Source organism: Xylophilus sp. Leaf220 (genome assembly GCF_001421705.1).
Classification (GTDB): Bacteria; Pseudomonadota; Gammaproteobacteria; order Burkholderiales; family Burkholderiaceae_C; genus Xylophilus.
Genome location: NZ_LMKO01000016.1, coordinates 1 through 16,834, shown reverse-complemented (window position 1 = coordinate 16,834; position 16,834 = coordinate 1). Strand labels below are relative to the sequence as shown.

The window sequence follows — 16,834 nt, the reverse complement described above, 5'->3', positions numbered from 1 at the left end:
AGCTGCGCAAGAAAGGGCTGCGCGACATGGGCGCCTCGCTCTCGTCGCGCTCTGACCACGGCACCACGCGTTCCATCTCTGCCAGGAACTCGCGCTTGCGCGTGCGCTTGGTCGTCAGGTTCAGGCCCAGGTCGGCTTGCTTCATGGCTTGGATTCTCTGCGCGGACTCACCTCTGATCAGCACATCACGGCTCGATTTACGCAGACCTTCCCTAGCCGACCATAGGGCCTGTTGAATGGGCCTCGACTACAATGTTAGTAATTCTCATTCACTTTGCCGCGCGTCGTTTGTTCATGCCGCCTCTTTCCTCCGCCGACCGCCTGTGTGCGCAGGCCCTCTTCGTCGACCATCAGCCCTGGCTGCTGGGTCGGCTGTACGCTCGCGTGCGCAACCGAGCGCAGGCAGAAGATGTAGTGTCTGAGACCTTCGTCACAGTGATCGGACAGGTCGAGCTGCCGGCCATTCGAGAGCCGCGGGCATTCCTCACCACTGTTGCCAAGCGGGTGCTGTACGAGGTCTGGCGGCGCAGGGATCTGGAGCAGGCCTACCTCAATGCGCTGGCGCAGCTGCCCGAGCACCATGCGCCATCAGCAGAAGACCGCGCACTGCTACTGGAAGCACTCGACGGCATCTCGCGCGCGCTCGATGGATTGAGCGACAAAGCACGGCGTGCTTTCTTGATGAGCCAGCTCGAAGGGCTGACCTACTTAGAGATAGCCGCGCAGTTAAACGTTTCGCACGGAATGGTGCGCAAGTACATGGCCCAGGGCTGGCGTGCCTGCGCCCTGGCCGGTCAGGCGTGATACGGATGGCACGCGCAAAGATAGATACGGCGACAGAGGCGGCAATCGACTGGATGGTGGTGATGCGGTCGGGCGAGGCAACGCCAGACGATGCACTGGCGTTTGACCGCTGGTTGCAGGGCAACGCCCGGCACCGCCAAGCATGGCAGCAACTGGCCGGCCCGGTGGACCGCCTGCTCGGCAGCGCCCGCAGCGCGAGCCAGTGCAACCCGAGCCAGGCGGCTGCGATCGGCACCGCCCTACACGACAGCGCCCGCAAAAGCGTCCAACGCCGCCAAATACTGCGCGGCGCGCTGGCGTTCGGCGGCGTGGCCGCCGTTGCGGCCGTGCTCGCCGACCGCAGATGGCCTATGCGAGACCTGGTGGCCGACATGCGCACCGGCACAGGCGAACGCCGAGATTTTGCGCTGGCCGATGGCAGCAGGCTGCTGCTCAACGCCCGCTCGGCCTGCGATGTACAAGACATTCCAAAGCAGCGCGGCTTGCGGCTGCGCAGCGGGGAGGCGATCGCCCAGGTGCTGCCGGATGCGCGGCCTTTCATGCTGTACGGCTCACACGGCCATGCCCGTACGACCGCTGGTACCGCAACGCGTATGCTGATGCGCCATGGCGTGCAACGCAGCTTGGCGGCGGCTGTTGAAGGACCACTTCAACTTACCGCCGTCAACGGCTTGCAGCGGCTGCTGGAGCCGGGCAAGGCGGCCTGGTTCGGGCCCGAGGGGATCGAGCCCATCGCGGCACCGGCCGCCAGCGTTGCAAGCTGGCAGGGGGGCCGGCTGGAGGTGCATGACCGGCCGCTGGGTGAGGTTATCGCCGCGCTGCAGGCTTACCGGCGTGGGTTGGTCCGCATATCGCCCGCCGCGGCGGCGCTGCGGGTCTACGGTAGTTATCCGCTCGACGATACCGACAGGGCACTGGCCGCGATCGGGCAGACGCTGCCGGTGGCTGTGCATTTGCATTCGGGCGGCTGGCTGGTGCGAATCGATCTGGCCTAGACACGGCGGCCTGCGCGGCCACCCCCGCAATAAAAAATCGACCGACGCGGTAGCACTTTCGGCGGCGAGTTGCACAACCGGTTTGAAGCCCTGTGTCTTTTCCAACCGGATCCTGCTCCATGCTACGCGCCTATTCCCTCGACCCTGCCGCCCTGCCCCGCCCCCTGCGTCACCCGGTGCAGGCCGCCGTCCTGGCCCTGCTCTGCACAGCGCCCACAGCCTGGGCACAGGGGGCCGTGGTAGAGGCCGCTGCCTTACAGCGCTACGACATCCCCGCCCAGCCTCTGGGCGCAACGCTGGCGCGCATCGCAACAGAAGGTGGCCAGACGATCTCGATCGATGCGGCGCGGGTGCAGGGCCTGACGGCACCCGCGGTGCAGGGGCAGTACACCGCGCAGCAGGCGGCGCAAGCGGCCCTGGCCGGCAGCGGCCTGCAACTGGTGCGGGCGGGCAACACCTGGGCGCTGCGCAGCGGCGCCGCCGTGCCGGCCGTGCCCGGCGCTGCGCGGGCCGCGGAGGGCCGCGTACAGACGCTGGACGAGGTGCAGGTCACCGCCCGGGCCGACCGCACGGCCGCCACCGAACACACCGGCGCCTACACCTCGCCGCTCGTCACGGTGGGCAAGGGCGCGCAATTGCTGAAGGACATTCCGCAGTCGATCAGCATCGTCACCCGGCAGCTGATGGACGAGCAGGGCATCACCTCGGTCTACGACGCGCTGGCCAGCACCACCGGCATCACGCTGGCGCAGAGCCCACAGGGCGGCAAGTACATCTACTCGCGCGGCTTCGACCTGACCACGGTGCAGTACGACGGGGTGCCGCTCAACCGCGGCATGTACGGCCGGGCCAGCAACTACGCCTCCAGCATGGCCTACATCGACCGGGTCGAGGTGCTGCGCGGCGCGGCCGGCCTGCTGCAGGGCGAAGGCAGCCCCGGCGGCGCGGTGAACCTGGTACGTAAACGTCCGCTTGCCACCGACGCCACCGTCGCCGAGCTGCGAGCCGGCTCGTGGGACCGCTACGGCGCACTGATCGACGCCAGCCGGGTGCTGAACACCGAGGGCACGCTGCGCGGCAGGGCGCTGATCGACTACGAAGACCAGCACTCGTTCGTCGATTACGTTAACCGCCGCAACGCCACGGTGTATGGCACGCTGGAGTACGACCTCTCGGCCGCCACCCGCTTCAACCTGGGTGCGGTATCCGAGGACGTGAAGGGCCGCCCGTTCATGAACGGACTACCGCGCGCCAGCACCGGCGCCGACCTGTTCCTGCCGCGCTCGACCTACTACGGCGCCACCTGGAACCGGCAGGAGTCGACCAATCGCGGCCTGTACTTCGACGCGTCGCACCAGTTCGACGACGACTGGAAGCTGCAGCTTTCGGCGATGCATCTGAAGGAAGCGCACGACATGAAGTACGCCGGGGTCAACCGCGCGGTGGTACCGGCGCTGATGCAGAGCGCCAACATCGTGGCGCGCTCCATCGCCGACATCGAGACCTCGGGCATCGATCTGAACCTTACCGGCAAGTTCGATGTGTTCGGTCGGCGGCACGACCTGGTGAGCGGCATGAACGCGACGCGCACCACCAACGACACCACCTACGGTTTCAGGACCAACTTCAACATCTTTCGCATCGGCGCCTACGACCCGGCGATCCGCGAGCCGCAGGATGTGGAAATCTACAGCGCCACCCGCGAGGACCGGCGCGGGAACGCTCGGCAGTTCGGCATCTACAACGCAGTGCGGTTGCAGCTGACCGACCCTATGAAGCTGGTACTGGGCGCCCGCGTGAGCTGGTTCCGCACCGATTGGGACACGGTCACCACCGGTGCGGCGCCCTCCACCTCGTCCACCAACAGCCGAGAGAACGCGAAGGTCAACCCGTATGCCGGGCTGATCTATGCATTGAACCCACAGTGGTCGGCCTACGCCAGCTATGCCGACATCTTCAAGCCGCAGACCGAGCTGAACCAGGCCGGCGCCCTGCTGCGGCCGATGACCGGCGCCAACTACGAGGCGGGCCTGAAGGGCACCTTGGCCGACGGCCGGGTCAACACCACCCTGGCGCTGTTTCGGGCCGAGCAGAAACACCGCGCACAGGAAGACTTCAGCAGCAGCCCCACCTGCCGCAGCGATTACTACTGCTACACCGACACCGGCCAAGTGCGCAGCCAGGGGCTGGATGCCGAGCTTAGCGGCGAGGTACTGCCGCGCTGGAACCTGTTCTCCGGCTACACCTTCAACCAGACCAAATACCTGAAGGACGTGACCAGCCAGGGCCAGTCGTTCAACAGCTACACGCCGCGCCACCTGCTGCGGCTCTGGACCACCTACCAGCTACCGGGCGAGCTGAGCGCCTTCACCGTGGGCGGCGGCGTGAATGCGCAGAGCGGCAGCTTCCGCCAGATCGGCGCGCTGCGGGCCGACAACGCCGGCCGCGCGGTGTGGAGCACGCTGCTACGCTACCGCATCGACCGCCACTGGACGGCCGCGCTCAACATCAACAACGTTTTCGACAAGCGCTACTACGGCTCCGTCACCGCGCTGGTCAACGGCAGCTACTACGGCGATCCGCGCAACGTGATGCTGACGCTGCGCGGCACGTTCTGAGCCCGCGCACCCTGCTGCCGCAGCCATGAAAGGCGGCTTCCGCCAAGCCATGTCGGGGTTGCACACCTGGTGCGGCCTGACCTGCGGCTGGCTGCTGTGCGCGATCTTCTTCACCGGCACGCTGAGCGTCTTCCGCGAGCCGATCACCCGGTGGATGGAGGCCCGCCCTGCCCTCCCCACCACCGTGAACGGGGCTGCCGCGCCCGCGCTGGTCGCCGCCGCCAGCCACCTCGCGCAGCACGCATCCGGCGCGCGCTTCTGGCGCATGGAGCTGCCGCAGCGGACCAGAGATGCGCTGCTGCTGGCGTGGCAACCGGCGGGTGCGCCGCGCGGCAGCCTGCAGACCGCCGCGCTGGATCCGGCCACAGGTGCGCTGCTGCCCGCGCCCTGGGGCCGCCGCACAGAGGGCGGCCGCCACTTCATGTCGTTCCACTACATGCTGCAGGCGGGCACGCCGGGCTTCTGGCTGGTGGGCTGGATCTCGATGTGCATGCTGGTGGCGCTGGTCTCGGGCGTGTTGGTGCACCGGCGCATCTTCGCGGACTTCTTCACCCTGCGGCTCGGCAAGGGACCGCGCTCGTGGCTCGATGCGCACAACGCCAGCGCGGTGCTGGCGCTGCCCTTCCTGTTCATGATCGTCTACAGCGGGCTGGCGATCTTCTACACAAGCTACCTGCCTGCGCCGCTGCGGGCCGCCTATGGCCCCGGCGAAGACGCCTACGGCCGCTTCCAGGCAGAACTTGCCGATCAGGCCCCGCCCCCACGCCGCAAGCGCTCCGGCCAAGTGGCCGTGCTGCATCCGCTGGCGCCGCTGCTGCAGCAGGCCGAAATGACCACCGGGCGGCCGGCGCAGATGCTGCTGGTGGAGCAGCCGGGCGACGCCGCGATGGCGGTGCGGGTCATCGGCCGGGCCGACGAGGGCACCCGGGGCCTGAACGACCCGAAACGCATCGTCGGCTTCGACGGCGTCACAGGCGCCGTATTGCAGGTACAGATGCCGGCACCCGGTGCCGCCTTCGCCGCAGAGGACATCCACGCCACGCTGGAGGCACTGCACTTCGCCCGCTTCGGCGGCTGGACGGTCAAGTGGCTCTACTTCTTCAGCGGCCTGCTCGGCACCGCGATGGTGGCGACCGGCACCCTGCTCTTCTCCGCCAAGCGGCGACAGAAAAGCCTCGGCGAGTTTGGCGTGGTGACTGGACAGGTTTACCGCGCGGTTGAAGTGCTGAATGTGGCAGCGGTGGTGGGAATCGTGGTGGCGTCCGCCGCGTACTTCTACGGCAACCGACTGCTGCCGGCCGACATGCCGGGCCGGGCAGGGGCGGAGATCCAGGTGTTCTTCGGCGCCTGGGTGTTCAGCTTGGTGCATGCCGCACTGCGCCCCGGTCGGCGGGCCTGGGTGGAGCAATCGGCCGCTGCGGCACTGCTTTGCCTGGGGCTGCCGCTGCTGAACCATCTGACGGCGGGACAGTACCTGATCGACTACTGGCTGGCAGGCGACGGCGTGCGCGGGGCGGTCGAATGCACCGCGCTGGGCTTCGGCGTGGGGCTGGCCTGCATCGCGTGGCGGGTGCAACGCAGCGGGCGGAAGGCCGTGCCAGCGCAGCGCACAGCGGCAAGTGCCGTCGCAACGCGCGGTCCCACGGCACGCCAAAGGTGGAGCGTAGTGAGCCGGGTGGCGGCGGCAGCCGTGGGGGGATATGCACTGGTATCGGCGTCGACCGCCGCGCTGGCGGTGGCTCTGCCACGGTTGACGGCCGTCTCGCCGGCCGACGGCGTGCTTATTGCCAGCCTGCTGGGCTTCGCGCTTTACACCGGAGCCGCCGTGTGGACCTTCGGCGCGCGTAGTCCTGGGCGGGCTTGGACAGGGCTAACGCTGATCAGCTCAGTTGCCCTCTTGATAACTCTATTGCTCAAAACTGGCTGATGAAGGCCTGTAAAGCGCCATTCGCGAGCAATACTAATGGCAACCAGACCATGGAAAGCCATGTTGGTGCTTCTCAAGCAGGGGGGGGAAAACGCAAGTGCCGTTCGGTCTTATCGGGCATGCGTGCATGCGCTAATGAGGCCGGCATAGCGGCGTTATGGCGGCCGCTTATGCAGTTGTTCTTCCTTCACTGGATTGCTCAGATCCCCAAAAGTTGGATGCACTGGATACGAGCATCATCTCGATGGAAGACGGCGTGCGGCCAATTAAAGCCGCTCTGAACGTATCGGTCCTTACGTACGATTTTTAGGTTCACACGTAAGCGATCAGGCGCCCCGCCGCGATGATTGACAGCCAGAGCGTCAGCGAGATCCAAGCGGCGTATCGGCCACGCATAATCGACTTCGCATCATCCTCGACTCTGATCGACCGATGGAAAAAAATGGCGTTCAGTGCCGCCAGCAGCAGCAGCGCAAGCTTGATCCTGAACGCCGGATTGGGGAAGAGATCCGGTGCATGCGCAAGAAACAACAGCATGCCCGATGGCACGATCAGCAGCAGGCTGGCTAGCGACCACAGCAATATGAACCTCGTCAAGGTGTTCAAGGGCAAAGCCCGCCCAGCACCTATCAGTCGAAGATCGACAACAAATACCGAGCCCACCAGAACGGCCAAACCGACTAAGTGGACGATCTCAGCGAATGGGTAAGCCCAGGCGCTGCTGCGCAGGAATTCGGCTGGTGGCAAGGCAGCCAGCCAGGCCAGCGTTTGGTCCAACGCCCGACTCAGCGCAGCTCGACCGTCTTGTCACCCAGGATGACACGTTCGACCCGCATCTCCGCCGAGTTTGTTCGACTGGGGTAGCCCACCACCGTGATCTCCTGGTTGACTTCCAGCGCCTGTCGGTTGGCACCGCGAGACTCCATGCGCGAAATTGGCGCAAGGATGGCGTTCCAACGTTTTCCGCCGGCGTCGATCACCACAGACGCATGCGGATTGGCGTAGGTCAATTCGACCACCTTGGCTTTCAAGGTCAGAAGCTTTTTGTCGTCGTAATCGCCCCATCCGTGATGTGCATGGCTTGTCTGAGAGCCGAGCGCGGAAACCACAGCGAACGTTGTCGAGATGACTGTGCGAACGACTCTTGCATTCATAAGAACTCCTTTACGTCGACGTTGAATTTCGTTTTCAACGGGTACGAGCCACGTCAAATGTCTTCCGCTGCGATGTCCAAAGTGTCGCCGACCGCAGGCATCAGGGTGTCACGCGTCCAATCACCTCGATGCCGTCTGCCTTCGACCTCACCACCACGCCTTCGCCCGAAGCTGGCACGACGCCGGTAAGCGCGGTGATGTTGACTTGATGGGTCACGACCACGAGCGCGCCGGGGCCTTTCCACTCGTTTAGGGTTTTAAGCGCAGCAGCTGTTTGCGCAGGCTGACTGGAGCTATCGCCAAAGAAGGAATTGAAGCTGGCGTGTTCGCGGGCGCGGTTCGGGAATGCGAGTTCGGCCGTCTCTTTTGTACGGCACCACTGGGACTCCAGCACGGCGCCCACCACGATCTGTCGGCTCAAGAATTGTTCGCCGAGTCGTTTGGCCTGCTCGCGGCCGGTTTGATCAAGATTGCGTTGGGTACGGCAGTCACCTAGCTTGAAGTTGGCGGGATCACCCACGCCTGGCGCATTGGCATGGCGCACCAGCAGCACGGCGCCCTGTCGCAGCGCGTCCCAGGCTCGCGCGCCATCAGACTGCGCACTTGCTCGGACCGTCGTGGCGTACAACGCCGTGGCGATGGCTGCGAATCCCACATGGCGGGCCCATCTTCGACGTGCGAAATACATAAGTTGCTCCTGCGGTGCAAATCTCCAAGCCGACCCTTGCGCAGTGCCACTTTTGCAAGAAAGCGGAGCGGCTCTCGCAAACACGGCTCCGCCGACCTGAATCGGGCCGTGGCGTTAGTGCGGCTCAACGGCTTTCGCTTTTCCAGCCCCATCGCGATGAGCTACACCAGGCCAGCTTGTCGCCAGCACATTGTTAGCCATGATCACCGAACACAACACGCTCAAGTACATACAAGCCCATTTGCTTGGGTAGAACATTGGTCACTCCGAGCATTTGCACGGCCGCCCAAACTGCAGGCATCTCTGGGTACCAGTAGTCGAGCCTGCTAGCAGACAAACTGGCCGCAGCGCGGTCCAGATCTTTGAGGAATCGCCGGCTGGCGACCTAGTTCAAATGCGAGATTCCTGCTGGTTTTCTCGTCTGCAGCCCGACGCGAGCGCGCTCAGGCGACCGGTTTGGAGTCGCGAGGCTTCTCCGATGCTGGTGCTGCGGCGACCGTTTTACGAAAAGGCATTCTTCATTTGGGCCGCCCCAAAGTTTGGCAGACCCTTGCGCAACTAGCATTAAGCCAAAGTCGTTGATGAGTTTCCGCAACTGACCCGACTATGGAAACTACCGGCGCGTCGCCGGCGCTGTACAAATGCAGCAGCATTCCATCAAGGGCATAGCTGACTGAGAGAGCAGAGTGCGCCTGCGGTCAGCAGCACGTTCGCCACTGCGATCTGAGCTCAGCGCTTCCATTCTCATTGCAGGCCGGCACGGATTTCCAGTCAGCGAGTTGCGCAACTGAAGGAAAAACGTGATCGGTTGATGTAGAAGCTGCCTCACGCGCTCGCTTATCCACAATGCATCAGTGCTGAATTCAGCTGCGACAACAAAGTGATCTGTGTCGCACAGTTGGTCACCTGCGCTGACGACGCCGAGCCTTTACCCTCATCCTTTTCGCTCAAACTGGACACATAAATGATCAGCCGGAATTTCGTCAGAACGGTATGCATGGCCACAGCGCTCATTGTTGTGAGCACGACCTCGGAGCTGGTCCGGGCCGCGGAGCAGGACGATGCGAAGGGGGGTCGTGATCACCCGTTGATTCAGCGGTTCGATGGTTCATGGATGGTGGGCTACAAGTTCAACGAGTGGGAACAGGCCATGTTTCCCACCAGCATGGCTGTCAAAGACGGCCGATGGGCCGATCCGGTCATGGTGGAGGGCCGCGTCACCAAGGCCGTCTATACCGCGCCCGGTGGCAAGTCGTCGCTCGAGGTCTTCCGCAACTACGAGCAAGCATTGGTTAGTGCGGGCTTCCAACGGCGCTTCTCCTGCGAAAGCCAATGCTCTACGCTTTATTACGCAATGCGCAAAGATGATGCGTACGTAAGTGGGATGACTTGGGCAAAAGGCTATCTAGTGACTCCGAGCGGAAGCCGATACAGCATTGATGCCGGTACAGCTACAGCCGAGCAGGGCCGGCTTTGGTACGGCACCCTTCCTCGGGGTGGCCAGCAGGTTCACGTGCTTGTCTACACCTCGGTGGCCAACAACGAGACCACCAACATGGCAGCAACATACATTCAGATAGTCGAACCCAAGGCGATGCCTACGGGGCAGGTCAAGGTGGATGCGCAGGCCATGGATAAAGGATTGAAGGCCGAAGGCAAGATCGCCCTCTATGGAGTGTTCTTCGACACCGGCAAGGCTGACCTCAAGCCAGAGTCGAAGGACCAACTCGGCGAGATGGCAAAGTTGCTGCTATCTCAGCCTTCGATGAAGGTGTACATCGTTGGACATACCGACAACCAAGGTGCGCTTGAAGCTAACTTGGCACTGTCGCAACAACGGGCGCAAGCGGTAGTCAATGCCCTGGTCACCACCTACAAAATCGACATCAAAAGGATCGTGGGCCGCGGAGTCGCAAGCTTGGTTCCCGTCGCCAGCAACGTGGCAGAAGAAGGGCGAGCTAAAAATCGCAGGGTCGAACTGGTTCTCCAGTGACGCCTAATCGCGTCGAGGCACGCCCGCCCTCAACGCTGCCGCAAAATGCATTCAGCGATAGTGGAATTTCTACTGCGAATTGAGATGGCGAGCCGTAGTCGAGATGACGCCACGATCATCTAGGACAAATGGCTGCTTTGCGCATGAATTTGTGGTCGTCAGCATCGTCATGCTGTGCAGATCCCCCTGCCTGGCACTACTCGCACAGTCCTGCGATACCCAAGTCATCTCCATCGGCTCGCTGGATCTGCGTCAGCGCGGCCTTGCCTGCGCGCCAGTCCGGCTTGTAGATTGCGGCGCCCGAGATGATGCAGTGCTTACCTATCGACCATTCATCGCATAAGGAGGGCTTTCCTGGTGCGCTCTTGCTGCGCGCGTTGTAAGTGCGGTTGGCCAGGCTCTCAGCTTTCGTAGAGTGCGAACGCAAGTTGGATGCCCCCGAAACTTCCAGCATCGGCAGCCTGCAGCCGACGTATGAACGGACCGGCACAGCTATGCCTAGGCCAGCCTTTGTCCATTCGGCCGGAGGCTCGACTGCCCAGCGCTCAAAGAACAGGGCTTCTAGGGGGGTTTTGTAATGTGCGCACATCGGATCGTTCTCGAAACGCTTCTTTTGCAAGGTGAAAAGGAGTTCATTTGCGCGCCTGAGCAACACGCTGAATTTGTTCCGGAGTCAAAGTCCTGTAAAAACGGCCGATCGCTGGGATGCTCTCAGGGACTCACATTGGATAGGCTCCCCATGTTCAAAGGTATTTACAAGGCCGCAGCCGCCACTCTTCTTGTTTTTTCAGTCTGCGCCGGCCACGCAGTCCCGCTGCCCGACAGCGGTCTATGGGGCTTCGACGCCGAGGCCAACGGCCAGCCCGGTCGGGGCTTCCAGATCGACCAGCAGCAGGGCAGCTTGCTGCTGTTTACGTACATGGGCTACCGCGCCGATGGATCGCCCCTCTTCCTGCAGGCGGGGGGCGAGCAAGCTAACGGCACATTCGAAGGCGATCTGGTCGAGTTCCGTGGTGGCACCGTGCTGGGAGGCGCATACCGCAGCGCGCAGGCGGCCGGCTCGGTCGGCCGCATGAAGATCGTCTTCGACTCCCCAACCTCGGGCACGCTCACCCTTCCAGGCGAAGCGCCCCAGCGCGTTTCGCGGGTGGTCTACGAGAACAATGTGTCTCGTTTCAACCGCGAGTTCTTGACGAACATGAACTATCCAGGCAACGCAGGCGGCGAATTTCAGAGTCTGAGAATGACAGCCCGAGACGGCGTGCTTACGATGGAAGTCCGCGAAACTAGGGGTGCTTATGGAGGTTGCAAGTTCACTGGCCCTTACTCCATCGCTGGCAGCGGCATCGTCTCCACCGGTAGCTTCAATTGCGCCTCGAGTGCGGGCACGTATCGCACCGAAGATTTGGTAGTCGATGCACAGGGGCTACTGCGGGGTCGAATTTTCCGAACCCTGCCCGGGTACTCGAGCGAAGAATTTCCGATACATCTCCAGGGTACCTGCATCGGCGACGGCGCGACCATCACGGGCTTCATACCAAGGTGCAACTTCCCGAGCGGCCGCTAGAACCCTACACCTGGCGGTGTCGCTCGGCACCGAGCTGGATCACCTATTCGAGACGACCGTGACTGCCGCTCGTCGGTTCCGAGCGGTGGCTAAAGACGGCAACGCGTATGCGGCAGCCTCGGCGCGTAAAGCCGATTTGATCCGGGGGACATTGTGCATCGAGAACTGTATGCTTAACCAGTAGTTCAACCCGCCCGCAGCCTCCTGCGGCCATTTACTGGAGCAGCCATGCACGCCACCATCGACGCACCTACAGCCTTCTCGGTCAACCTTTGCGACTTCCCGGAGCTCCCGGCCAACATCCGCCTGGACGCGGAATCCCGCTACGCAAAAGCGCTGGAGCGCGCATTTGGCGGATCTGAGGCGGTGGAGCAGGCCTATGGCGTGTACTGCTACGCCGCAGACGGCGACGAGAGCGATGCGAGTCCCGAGGACAAGGCCCAGGCCCTGCGCTGGGTCAAGGCGGTGGAGCTGGCCCGGCAGGCAGGCTTCCGGGACCTGAGCGAAGGCGAAGGCGCTTACTTCGAAGTGCGGCTCGGTTAGCAGCTGTTCTCCCTGTCCGACCACGCTGCGCCTTGCTTGCCATGACCCCGATTCCCTACACCCCCGGCTGCATCACCGCCTTCTACGTCCTGCACACCGTGCAGGCCGGCTTCGCCGCCCCGGCCGAAGATCGCGCCACCAAGCGCATCTACCTGCTCGAGCACATGGTGCGGCACCCTCAGGCGACGTTCCAGTTCAAGGTGCGAGGGGAATCAATGCGCACCGCCGGCATCTTGGACGGCGATATGGACTTCAAGATTTCCCGAAGTAATACGTGGTGGCGCGCCCTTCCCGCAGTTGGCGCCGGTCGATGGCGATAACTTCTACGTCAGCTGCAAGCACATGTTTCGCCCCGACCTGCGACTAAAGCACTAGCTGGCTGCGATGTTCATCGACATAAGACGGCTCGACCTTCAAGGCCTAGCAGCAGTCGTACATCAAGTTAACACCAGCCCTGACGAAATACTCCTGCCCCCCAGAACGGGCGCGCGCTCACCAAGATTGAACGCTCTCACGACATCCACCAAGTCATCGGCCTGACGTTTCAGGCTTCCAGCCGCTGCAGCCATCTCTTCCACCAGCGCGGCGTTCTGCTGCGTGGCCTGGTCCATCTGGGTCACCGCCTCCCCCACCTGCGACACGCCGGAAGCCTGCTCGCTGCTCGCTGCAGCGATCTCTCCCATGATGTCCGTCACCCTGCGGATCGAGGTGACGATCTCGGTCATGGTGGTGCCGGCCTGGTCAACCAGCACAGTGCCCTCGGTTACCCGCTCCACGCTGGCATTGATCAGATCCTTTATCTCCTTGGCCGCCTGCGCCGAACGACCCGCCAAGCTGCGCACCTCGCTCGCCACCACTGCGAAGCCTCTGCCCTGCTCGCCGGCACGCGCAGCTTCCACCGCAGCGTTCAACGCCAAGATGTTGGTCTGAAAGGCGATGCCGTCGATGACGCTGATGATGTCGGAGATCTTGCGCGACGACGTATTGATGCCCTTCATGGTCTCAACCACCTGGCTTACCACCGCACCACCTTGCACCGCGACGGTAGAGGCGTTGAGCGCAAGCTGGTTAGCCTGACGGGCACTGTCCGCGTTCTGGCGCACGGTCGATCCCAACTGCTCCATTGATGCAGCGGTTTCTTCCAGCGAACTGGCTTGGCTCTCCGTGCGGCTGCTCAGGTCCATGTTGCCCTGAGAAATTTCGGCGCTGGCGGTGGCCACTGCCTCTGCGTTTTGGCGCACGTTGCCGACTGTGCCGTGAAGCTGGATGCGGGTGGTTTCCAATGCCTGCGAGAGCTGGGAGAGTTCGTCGCGGCCCTCCATGTGATCAGCCTGACTCAGGTCGCCGCGCGCCATGCGCTGGGCTGCCAGTACGGATACGCCGGCGCGGCGGGCCAGGCTTGCCGAAAGGCGCCATGCGACCAGCAATCCCAGCAAAACCATCAGAACCAAACCGACGATCAGCTGCAAGCGTCCCTGCTGGTAGACCGCGTTCGAGCTTTCGGTGGAAGTCTGGCTGACCCGGTCGTTGAATACGATGAGCTCATCGAGCGAGCGATTGGCTGCCTGGTATGCAACGGCGGCCGGCCCCACAAAGATGGCCTTGACATCGTCGATGCGGTTTTCGCTGGCAAAGCGCAGTTGCTCTGGCACGGACGACCCATAGTCCGCAACCTGCTTCTCCATGGCTTGATAGATCTGTCGCTCGGCATCGTCTGCGACGAATTCTCTATAACTCTTGACCAAAGTGTCGAGGTTGCGCACGGCTTCCTCCACACGGCCGATGGCGACCGGCATCGGCGTTTGCGTCTGCGGGCCGGCCAGCGTCAGGCCAATTCGAGCGATGCGCAGGTTGGCAAGGCTGCGAGCGATGGCACCGGATATGCGCACGCTGGGCAGGGCGTTACCCGAGACTCTGGTTGCCTGATTGTTAAGGCTGGAAAGGTTCGAGATGGCCAGCAGGGTGACCACGCAGGCAATGGCTAGCACCATAGCAAATCCGGCCAATAGCTTGGTGCGGATCATCCAATTGTCGAGATTCATGTACTACGGCGAAATAAACAGGTAAACCGGCTGGCGGCGTTGGGGGAAGCGGTCGTTCGGCTCGTAGGACGCGCTGCACTGAGACACTACGTGTTTATCGGCTGCCACCGATAAATCTTGAGCACGTTCAGCAATCCGAAGAGACAAATTGCGAGTTCAGAGCAACACGCGACGTGAGCTGCCATGACCCGAAAGATGCGGTAACGAATTTTTCCAGTACGCAGCTGTTCAAGAAATGGATTTGCAAATCATCACCGCTTTTTCTATTCGCGCGGTAGGCAGCGCCAATTGGATATTCGGCGGCACGAAGACGATCATCGAGCCCCGGTCATCTTTCAACGGATGTACTTGCCACTGAAGCCCACAAAAAAGCCATGTCCTTCCATGTCCCGGCGATCGCGCCCATGATCTCGTTAGGCGCCAGCGCCGACCACCACCACAACAACACTGCGTCGGCGCTGGATCGGAGCGCCATGCGCCAGGGCGACCGCGTGATGCTTTTCGCCGTGCTGGTCGGCTTCGTCGGCGCCCTCGTCTTGGCGAGCCAGCAGCCGGCCACGGCTGCGGCAGTCGTTGGCGCAGCCGTTCTGGCAGGCACTGCCAGCCTGGCGTTCTTCCTGTTCGGCGGGACGCTGGCGTCACGCCTTGCCATCACCGCCGTGCAGGTGGCGTTGGTCGCCCTGCACATCCAGCTGGCAGCAGGCGCGATAGAGCTGCATTTCGGTGTGTTCGTTACCCTCGCACTGCTGCTGGTCTATCAGGACTGGCGGGTGGTCGTCTTTGCTGCCGCCCTCTTCGCCGTTCACCATGTCCTATTCGACCGCTTGCAGGCGGCGGGCCTCCCCATCTACTGCACGCCGGAACCCGACTTCGCCAAGGTGATGCTGCACGCCTTCTACGTGGTAATGCAGACGGGTGTCGAAGTGCTGCTGTGCATCCGGATGAAGCGGCTGTCCAGCGAAGGGCGCGAGCTGTCGGCGCTGGTGGCGGCCATGGACAAGCCCGAAGGTGTCGACCTCGACATCGGATGGGTACCGGTTCGCATGCCCCAGGCTCGCAAGCTGGCCGTGGCGATCGGCCGTGTGAACGATGCGGTCGTCGAGGTCCGCGACGCGACTGCGGCGATGGAGTCGGCCACTTCCGAGCTTGCGGGCGACAGCGAGCGCCTGAGGGACCGCACCGCACGGGTGACGGACAACTTGGAGAAGACGGCATCAAGCATCGACGAGATCGCTGCGACCGTGACCCGGTCCCGCGACGCAGCACGCGATGGACGTGCCGCTGCGCTTCGCGCGGCGGATGCGACGGCCACCGGCAGCACCCTGATGCGCGACATGGCGGACCGCATGAGCGGCATCGCGCAGAGCTCGCAAAGCATCGGCAACATCGTGGCGCTGATCGACGGCATCGCGTTCCAGACCAACATCCTGGCGCTGAATGCGGCGGTGGAGGCCGCCCGTGCCGGCGACCACGGGCGGGGCTTTGCCGTGGTGGCGGCGGAAGTGCGCAGCCTGTCGCAGCGCAGCGCACTGGCCGCCCGCGAGATCAAGACCTTGATAGACACATCGAGCATCCAGGTGAGCCAGGGCGGCGCCATCGTGGGTGACGTCGACCAGGCCATGACGGGCATCGGCAACACGGTGGAACAGACGACGGCCTTGATGAAGGCCATCAACCTGGCGGCCGCCGAGCAGCAGGCCGGCATTGACCATGTGAACGAGTCGGTGGGGCAGATCGAAGCGATGACCCAGCAGAACGCACAGCTCGCGACGGCGTCGGCCGCCTCGGCGCTTCGGATGCGGGACCAGATTGCCCGACTGTCCCGAGCTGTCCAAGCGTTCCATTCGACCGGAATAGCTACGGTCGAATCACGGCTGCATTCCTCTGTGAAAACATTGCCCGCATAGGCCTCACAAGCCAAGAAAGCAGCGCGACAAGGGGCTTTTACTTTTCATCGTGCCGGCTCCTAGCCGGCGGCAGTCGCCAGCTCTACGTGGACTGCTCCACCTTAAATGTATCTGCCGACGAGCGTTCTCCACCGACAGTTCGCTTGGGCGCAGGATCTCGAAGTTGGAGCTAAGCCAGCAGTTCAAAGGCTTGGAAGCAACGCTCCCGGATTGAGAGACCGGTGGAAGGCTTGACCGCTGCAATACGGGCTACTCGGCACGAGCCCATTTTTTGAGCACTGGCCTTGGAGCCCCTGTTTACGCCAGTCTCGGGCGTTGTGCCATGGTCAATCAACAGAGTTGTGCACAGAAGAGAGGAACAACTTTCTATTGTTGAGACAGGGACGGCTTCCGTTCGGATGCTCAGGCTACGCATTCCATCCAGAACGGTTTCAGGTTTAGCTGGCCGACGACCTAAGGAGGGTCTGCGTAAATCGAGCCGCGATGTGCTGGTCAGGGGTGAGTCCGCGCAGAGAATCCAAGCCATGAAGCAAGCCGACCTGGGCCTGAACCTGACGACCAAGCGCACGCGCAAGCGCGAGTTCCTGGCAGAGATG

At 63.0% G+C, this 16,834-nt stretch carries 14 protein-coding genes and 1 pseudogene; 9 read left to right on the top strand and 6 right to left on the bottom strand.

Annotation, left to right across the window (positions count from 1 at the left end):
- Positions 1 to 145: pseudogene (locus ASE76_RS20625) on the bottom strand (IS5/IS1182 family transposase); the annotation flags it as partial.
- Positions 146 to 252: 107 nt separating this feature from the next.
- Between ASE76_RS20625 and ASE76_RS11860 the strand changes: the two are divergent.
- From ASE76_RS11860 to ASE76_RS11845, 4 genes are all read left to right on the top strand, one after another.
- Positions 253 to 804 (top strand): sigma-70 family RNA polymerase sigma factor, encoded by a 552-nt coding sequence (locus ASE76_RS11860; RefSeq protein ID WP_236698420.1) that lies wholly within the window; start codon positions 253 to 255, stop codon positions 802 to 804.
- Between the two features lie 5 nt (positions 805 to 809).
- Positions 810 to 1,799 (top strand): DUF4880 domain-containing protein, encoded by a 990-nt coding sequence (locus ASE76_RS11855; protein ID WP_082448415.1) that lies wholly within the window; start codon positions 810 to 812, stop codon positions 1,797 to 1,799.
- A gap of 119 nt (positions 1,800 to 1,918) precedes the next feature.
- Entirely contained in the window at positions 1,919 to 4,417 is a 2,499-nt protein-coding gene (locus tag ASE76_RS11850) for a TonB-dependent siderophore receptor (RefSeq protein WP_055839601.1), read from the top strand.
- Positions 4,418 to 4,442: 25 nt separating this feature from the next.
- The gene (locus ASE76_RS11845) at positions 4,443 to 6,344 is read left to right on the top strand and encodes a PepSY domain-containing protein (RefSeq protein ID WP_055839599.1); all 1,902 of its coding nucleotides are present in this window, start codon (positions 4,443 to 4,445) and stop codon (positions 6,342 to 6,344) included.
- A gap of 312 nt (positions 6,345 to 6,656) precedes the next feature.
- Here ASE76_RS11845 and ASE76_RS20035 read toward each other — a convergent pair whose 3' ends face one another.
- The 3 genes from ASE76_RS20035 to ASE76_RS20025 form a co-directional block, all read right to left on the bottom strand.
- Entirely contained in the window at positions 6,657 to 7,121 is a 465-nt protein-coding gene (locus tag ASE76_RS20035) for a DUF6644 family protein (protein ID WP_236698419.1), read from the bottom strand.
- Between the two features lie 8 nt (positions 7,122 to 7,129).
- Positions 7,130 to 7,498, bottom strand: coding sequence for a DUF6152 family protein (locus tag ASE76_RS20030; protein ID WP_082448411.1), 369 nt, complete (start codon positions 7,496 to 7,498; stop codon positions 7,130 to 7,132).
- Positions 7,499 to 7,598: 100 nt separating this feature from the next.
- Positions 7,599 to 8,186 (bottom strand): histidine phosphatase family protein, encoded by a 588-nt coding sequence (locus ASE76_RS20025; protein ID WP_082448409.1) that lies wholly within the window; start codon positions 8,184 to 8,186, stop codon positions 7,599 to 7,601.
- A gap of 997 nt (positions 8,187 to 9,183) precedes the next feature.
- On the opposite strand from ASE76_RS20025, the gene ASE76_RS11835 reads away from it, so the two are divergent.
- A complete protein-coding gene (locus ASE76_RS11835; protein WP_168389247.1) occupies positions 9,184 to 10,179 on the top strand; it encodes an OmpA family protein in 996 nt (331 codons plus the stop codon).
- 196 nt (positions 10,180 to 10,375) lie between these two features.
- On the opposite strand, the gene ASE76_RS20620 is transcribed toward ASE76_RS11835, so the two are convergent.
- Positions 10,376 to 10,798, bottom strand: coding sequence for a hypothetical protein (locus tag ASE76_RS20620; RefSeq protein WP_156362709.1), 423 nt, complete (start codon positions 10,796 to 10,798; stop codon positions 10,376 to 10,378).
- Positions 10,799 to 10,918: 120 nt separating this feature from the next.
- On the opposite strand from ASE76_RS20620, the gene ASE76_RS11830 reads away from it, so the two are divergent.
- From ASE76_RS11830 to ASE76_RS11820, 3 genes are all read left to right on the top strand, one after another.
- On the top strand, positions 10,919 to 11,746 hold the full coding sequence (locus ASE76_RS11830) for a hypothetical protein (RefSeq protein WP_055839590.1): 828 nt from the start codon (positions 10,919 to 10,921) through the stop codon (positions 11,744 to 11,746).
- A gap of 228 nt (positions 11,747 to 11,974) precedes the next feature.
- Positions 11,975 to 12,289, top strand: coding sequence for a hypothetical protein (locus ASE76_RS11825; protein WP_055839588.1), 315 nt, complete (start codon positions 11,975 to 11,977; stop codon positions 12,287 to 12,289).
- A gap of 41 nt (positions 12,290 to 12,330) precedes the next feature.
- Positions 12,331 to 12,609 (top strand): LexA family transcriptional regulator, encoded by a 279-nt coding sequence (locus ASE76_RS11820; RefSeq protein WP_055839585.1) that lies wholly within the window; start codon positions 12,331 to 12,333, stop codon positions 12,607 to 12,609.
- Between the two features lie 117 nt (positions 12,610 to 12,726).
- Here ASE76_RS11820 and ASE76_RS21380 read toward each other — a convergent pair whose 3' ends face one another.
- Entirely contained in the window at positions 12,727 to 14,331 is a 1,605-nt protein-coding gene (locus ASE76_RS21380) for a methyl-accepting chemotaxis protein (RefSeq protein WP_055839582.1), read from the bottom strand.
- A 374-nt stretch (positions 14,332 to 14,705) separates the two neighbouring features.
- On the opposite strand from ASE76_RS21380, the gene ASE76_RS11810 reads away from it, so the two are divergent.
- Positions 14,706 to 16,238, top strand: coding sequence for a methyl-accepting chemotaxis protein (locus tag ASE76_RS11810; RefSeq protein ID WP_156362707.1), 1,533 nt, complete (start codon positions 14,706 to 14,708; stop codon positions 16,236 to 16,238).
- The last annotated feature ends 596 nt before the right edge of the window (positions 16,239 to 16,834 follow it).

Excerpts from the sequence above, each read along its gene's own strand:
- ASE76_RS11860 (WP_236698420.1), top strand. The coding sequence starts at position 253 with ATGTTAGTAATTCTCATTCACTTTGCCGCGCGTCGTTTGTTCATGCCG.
- ASE76_RS11855 (WP_082448415.1), top strand. The coding sequence starts at position 810 with ATGGCACGCGCAAAGATAGATACGGCGACAGAGGCGGCAATCGACTGG.
- ASE76_RS11850 (WP_055839601.1), top strand. The coding sequence starts at position 1,919 with ATGCTACGCGCCTATTCCCTCGACCCTGCCGCCCTGCCCCGCCCCCTG.
- ASE76_RS11845 (WP_055839599.1), top strand. The coding sequence starts at position 4,443 with ATGAAAGGCGGCTTCCGCCAAGCCATGTCGGGGTTGCACACCTGGTGC.
- ASE76_RS20030 (WP_082448411.1), bottom strand. The coding sequence starts at position 7,498 with ATGAATGCAAGAGTCGTTCGCACAGTCATCTCGACAACGTTCGCTGTG.
- ASE76_RS20025 (WP_082448409.1), bottom strand. The coding sequence starts at position 8,186 with ATGTATTTCGCACGTCGAAGATGGGCCCGCCATGTGGGATTCGCAGCC.
- ASE76_RS11835 (WP_168389247.1), top strand. The coding sequence starts at position 9,184 with ATGGCCACAGCGCTCATTGTTGTGAGCACGACCTCGGAGCTGGTCCGG.
- ASE76_RS11830 (WP_055839590.1), top strand. The coding sequence starts at position 10,919 with ATGTTCAAAGGTATTTACAAGGCCGCAGCCGCCACTCTTCTTGTTTTT.
- ASE76_RS11825 (WP_055839588.1), top strand. The coding sequence starts at position 11,975 with ATGCACGCCACCATCGACGCACCTACAGCCTTCTCGGTCAACCTTTGC.
- ASE76_RS11820 (WP_055839585.1), top strand. The coding sequence starts at position 12,331 with ATGACCCCGATTCCCTACACCCCCGGCTGCATCACCGCCTTCTACGTC.
- ASE76_RS21380 (WP_055839582.1), bottom strand. The coding sequence starts at position 14,331 with ATGAATCTCGACAATTGGATGATCCGCACCAAGCTATTGGCCGGATTT.
- ASE76_RS11810 (WP_156362707.1), top strand. The coding sequence starts at position 14,706 with ATGTCCTTCCATGTCCCGGCGATCGCGCCCATGATCTCGTTAGGCGCC.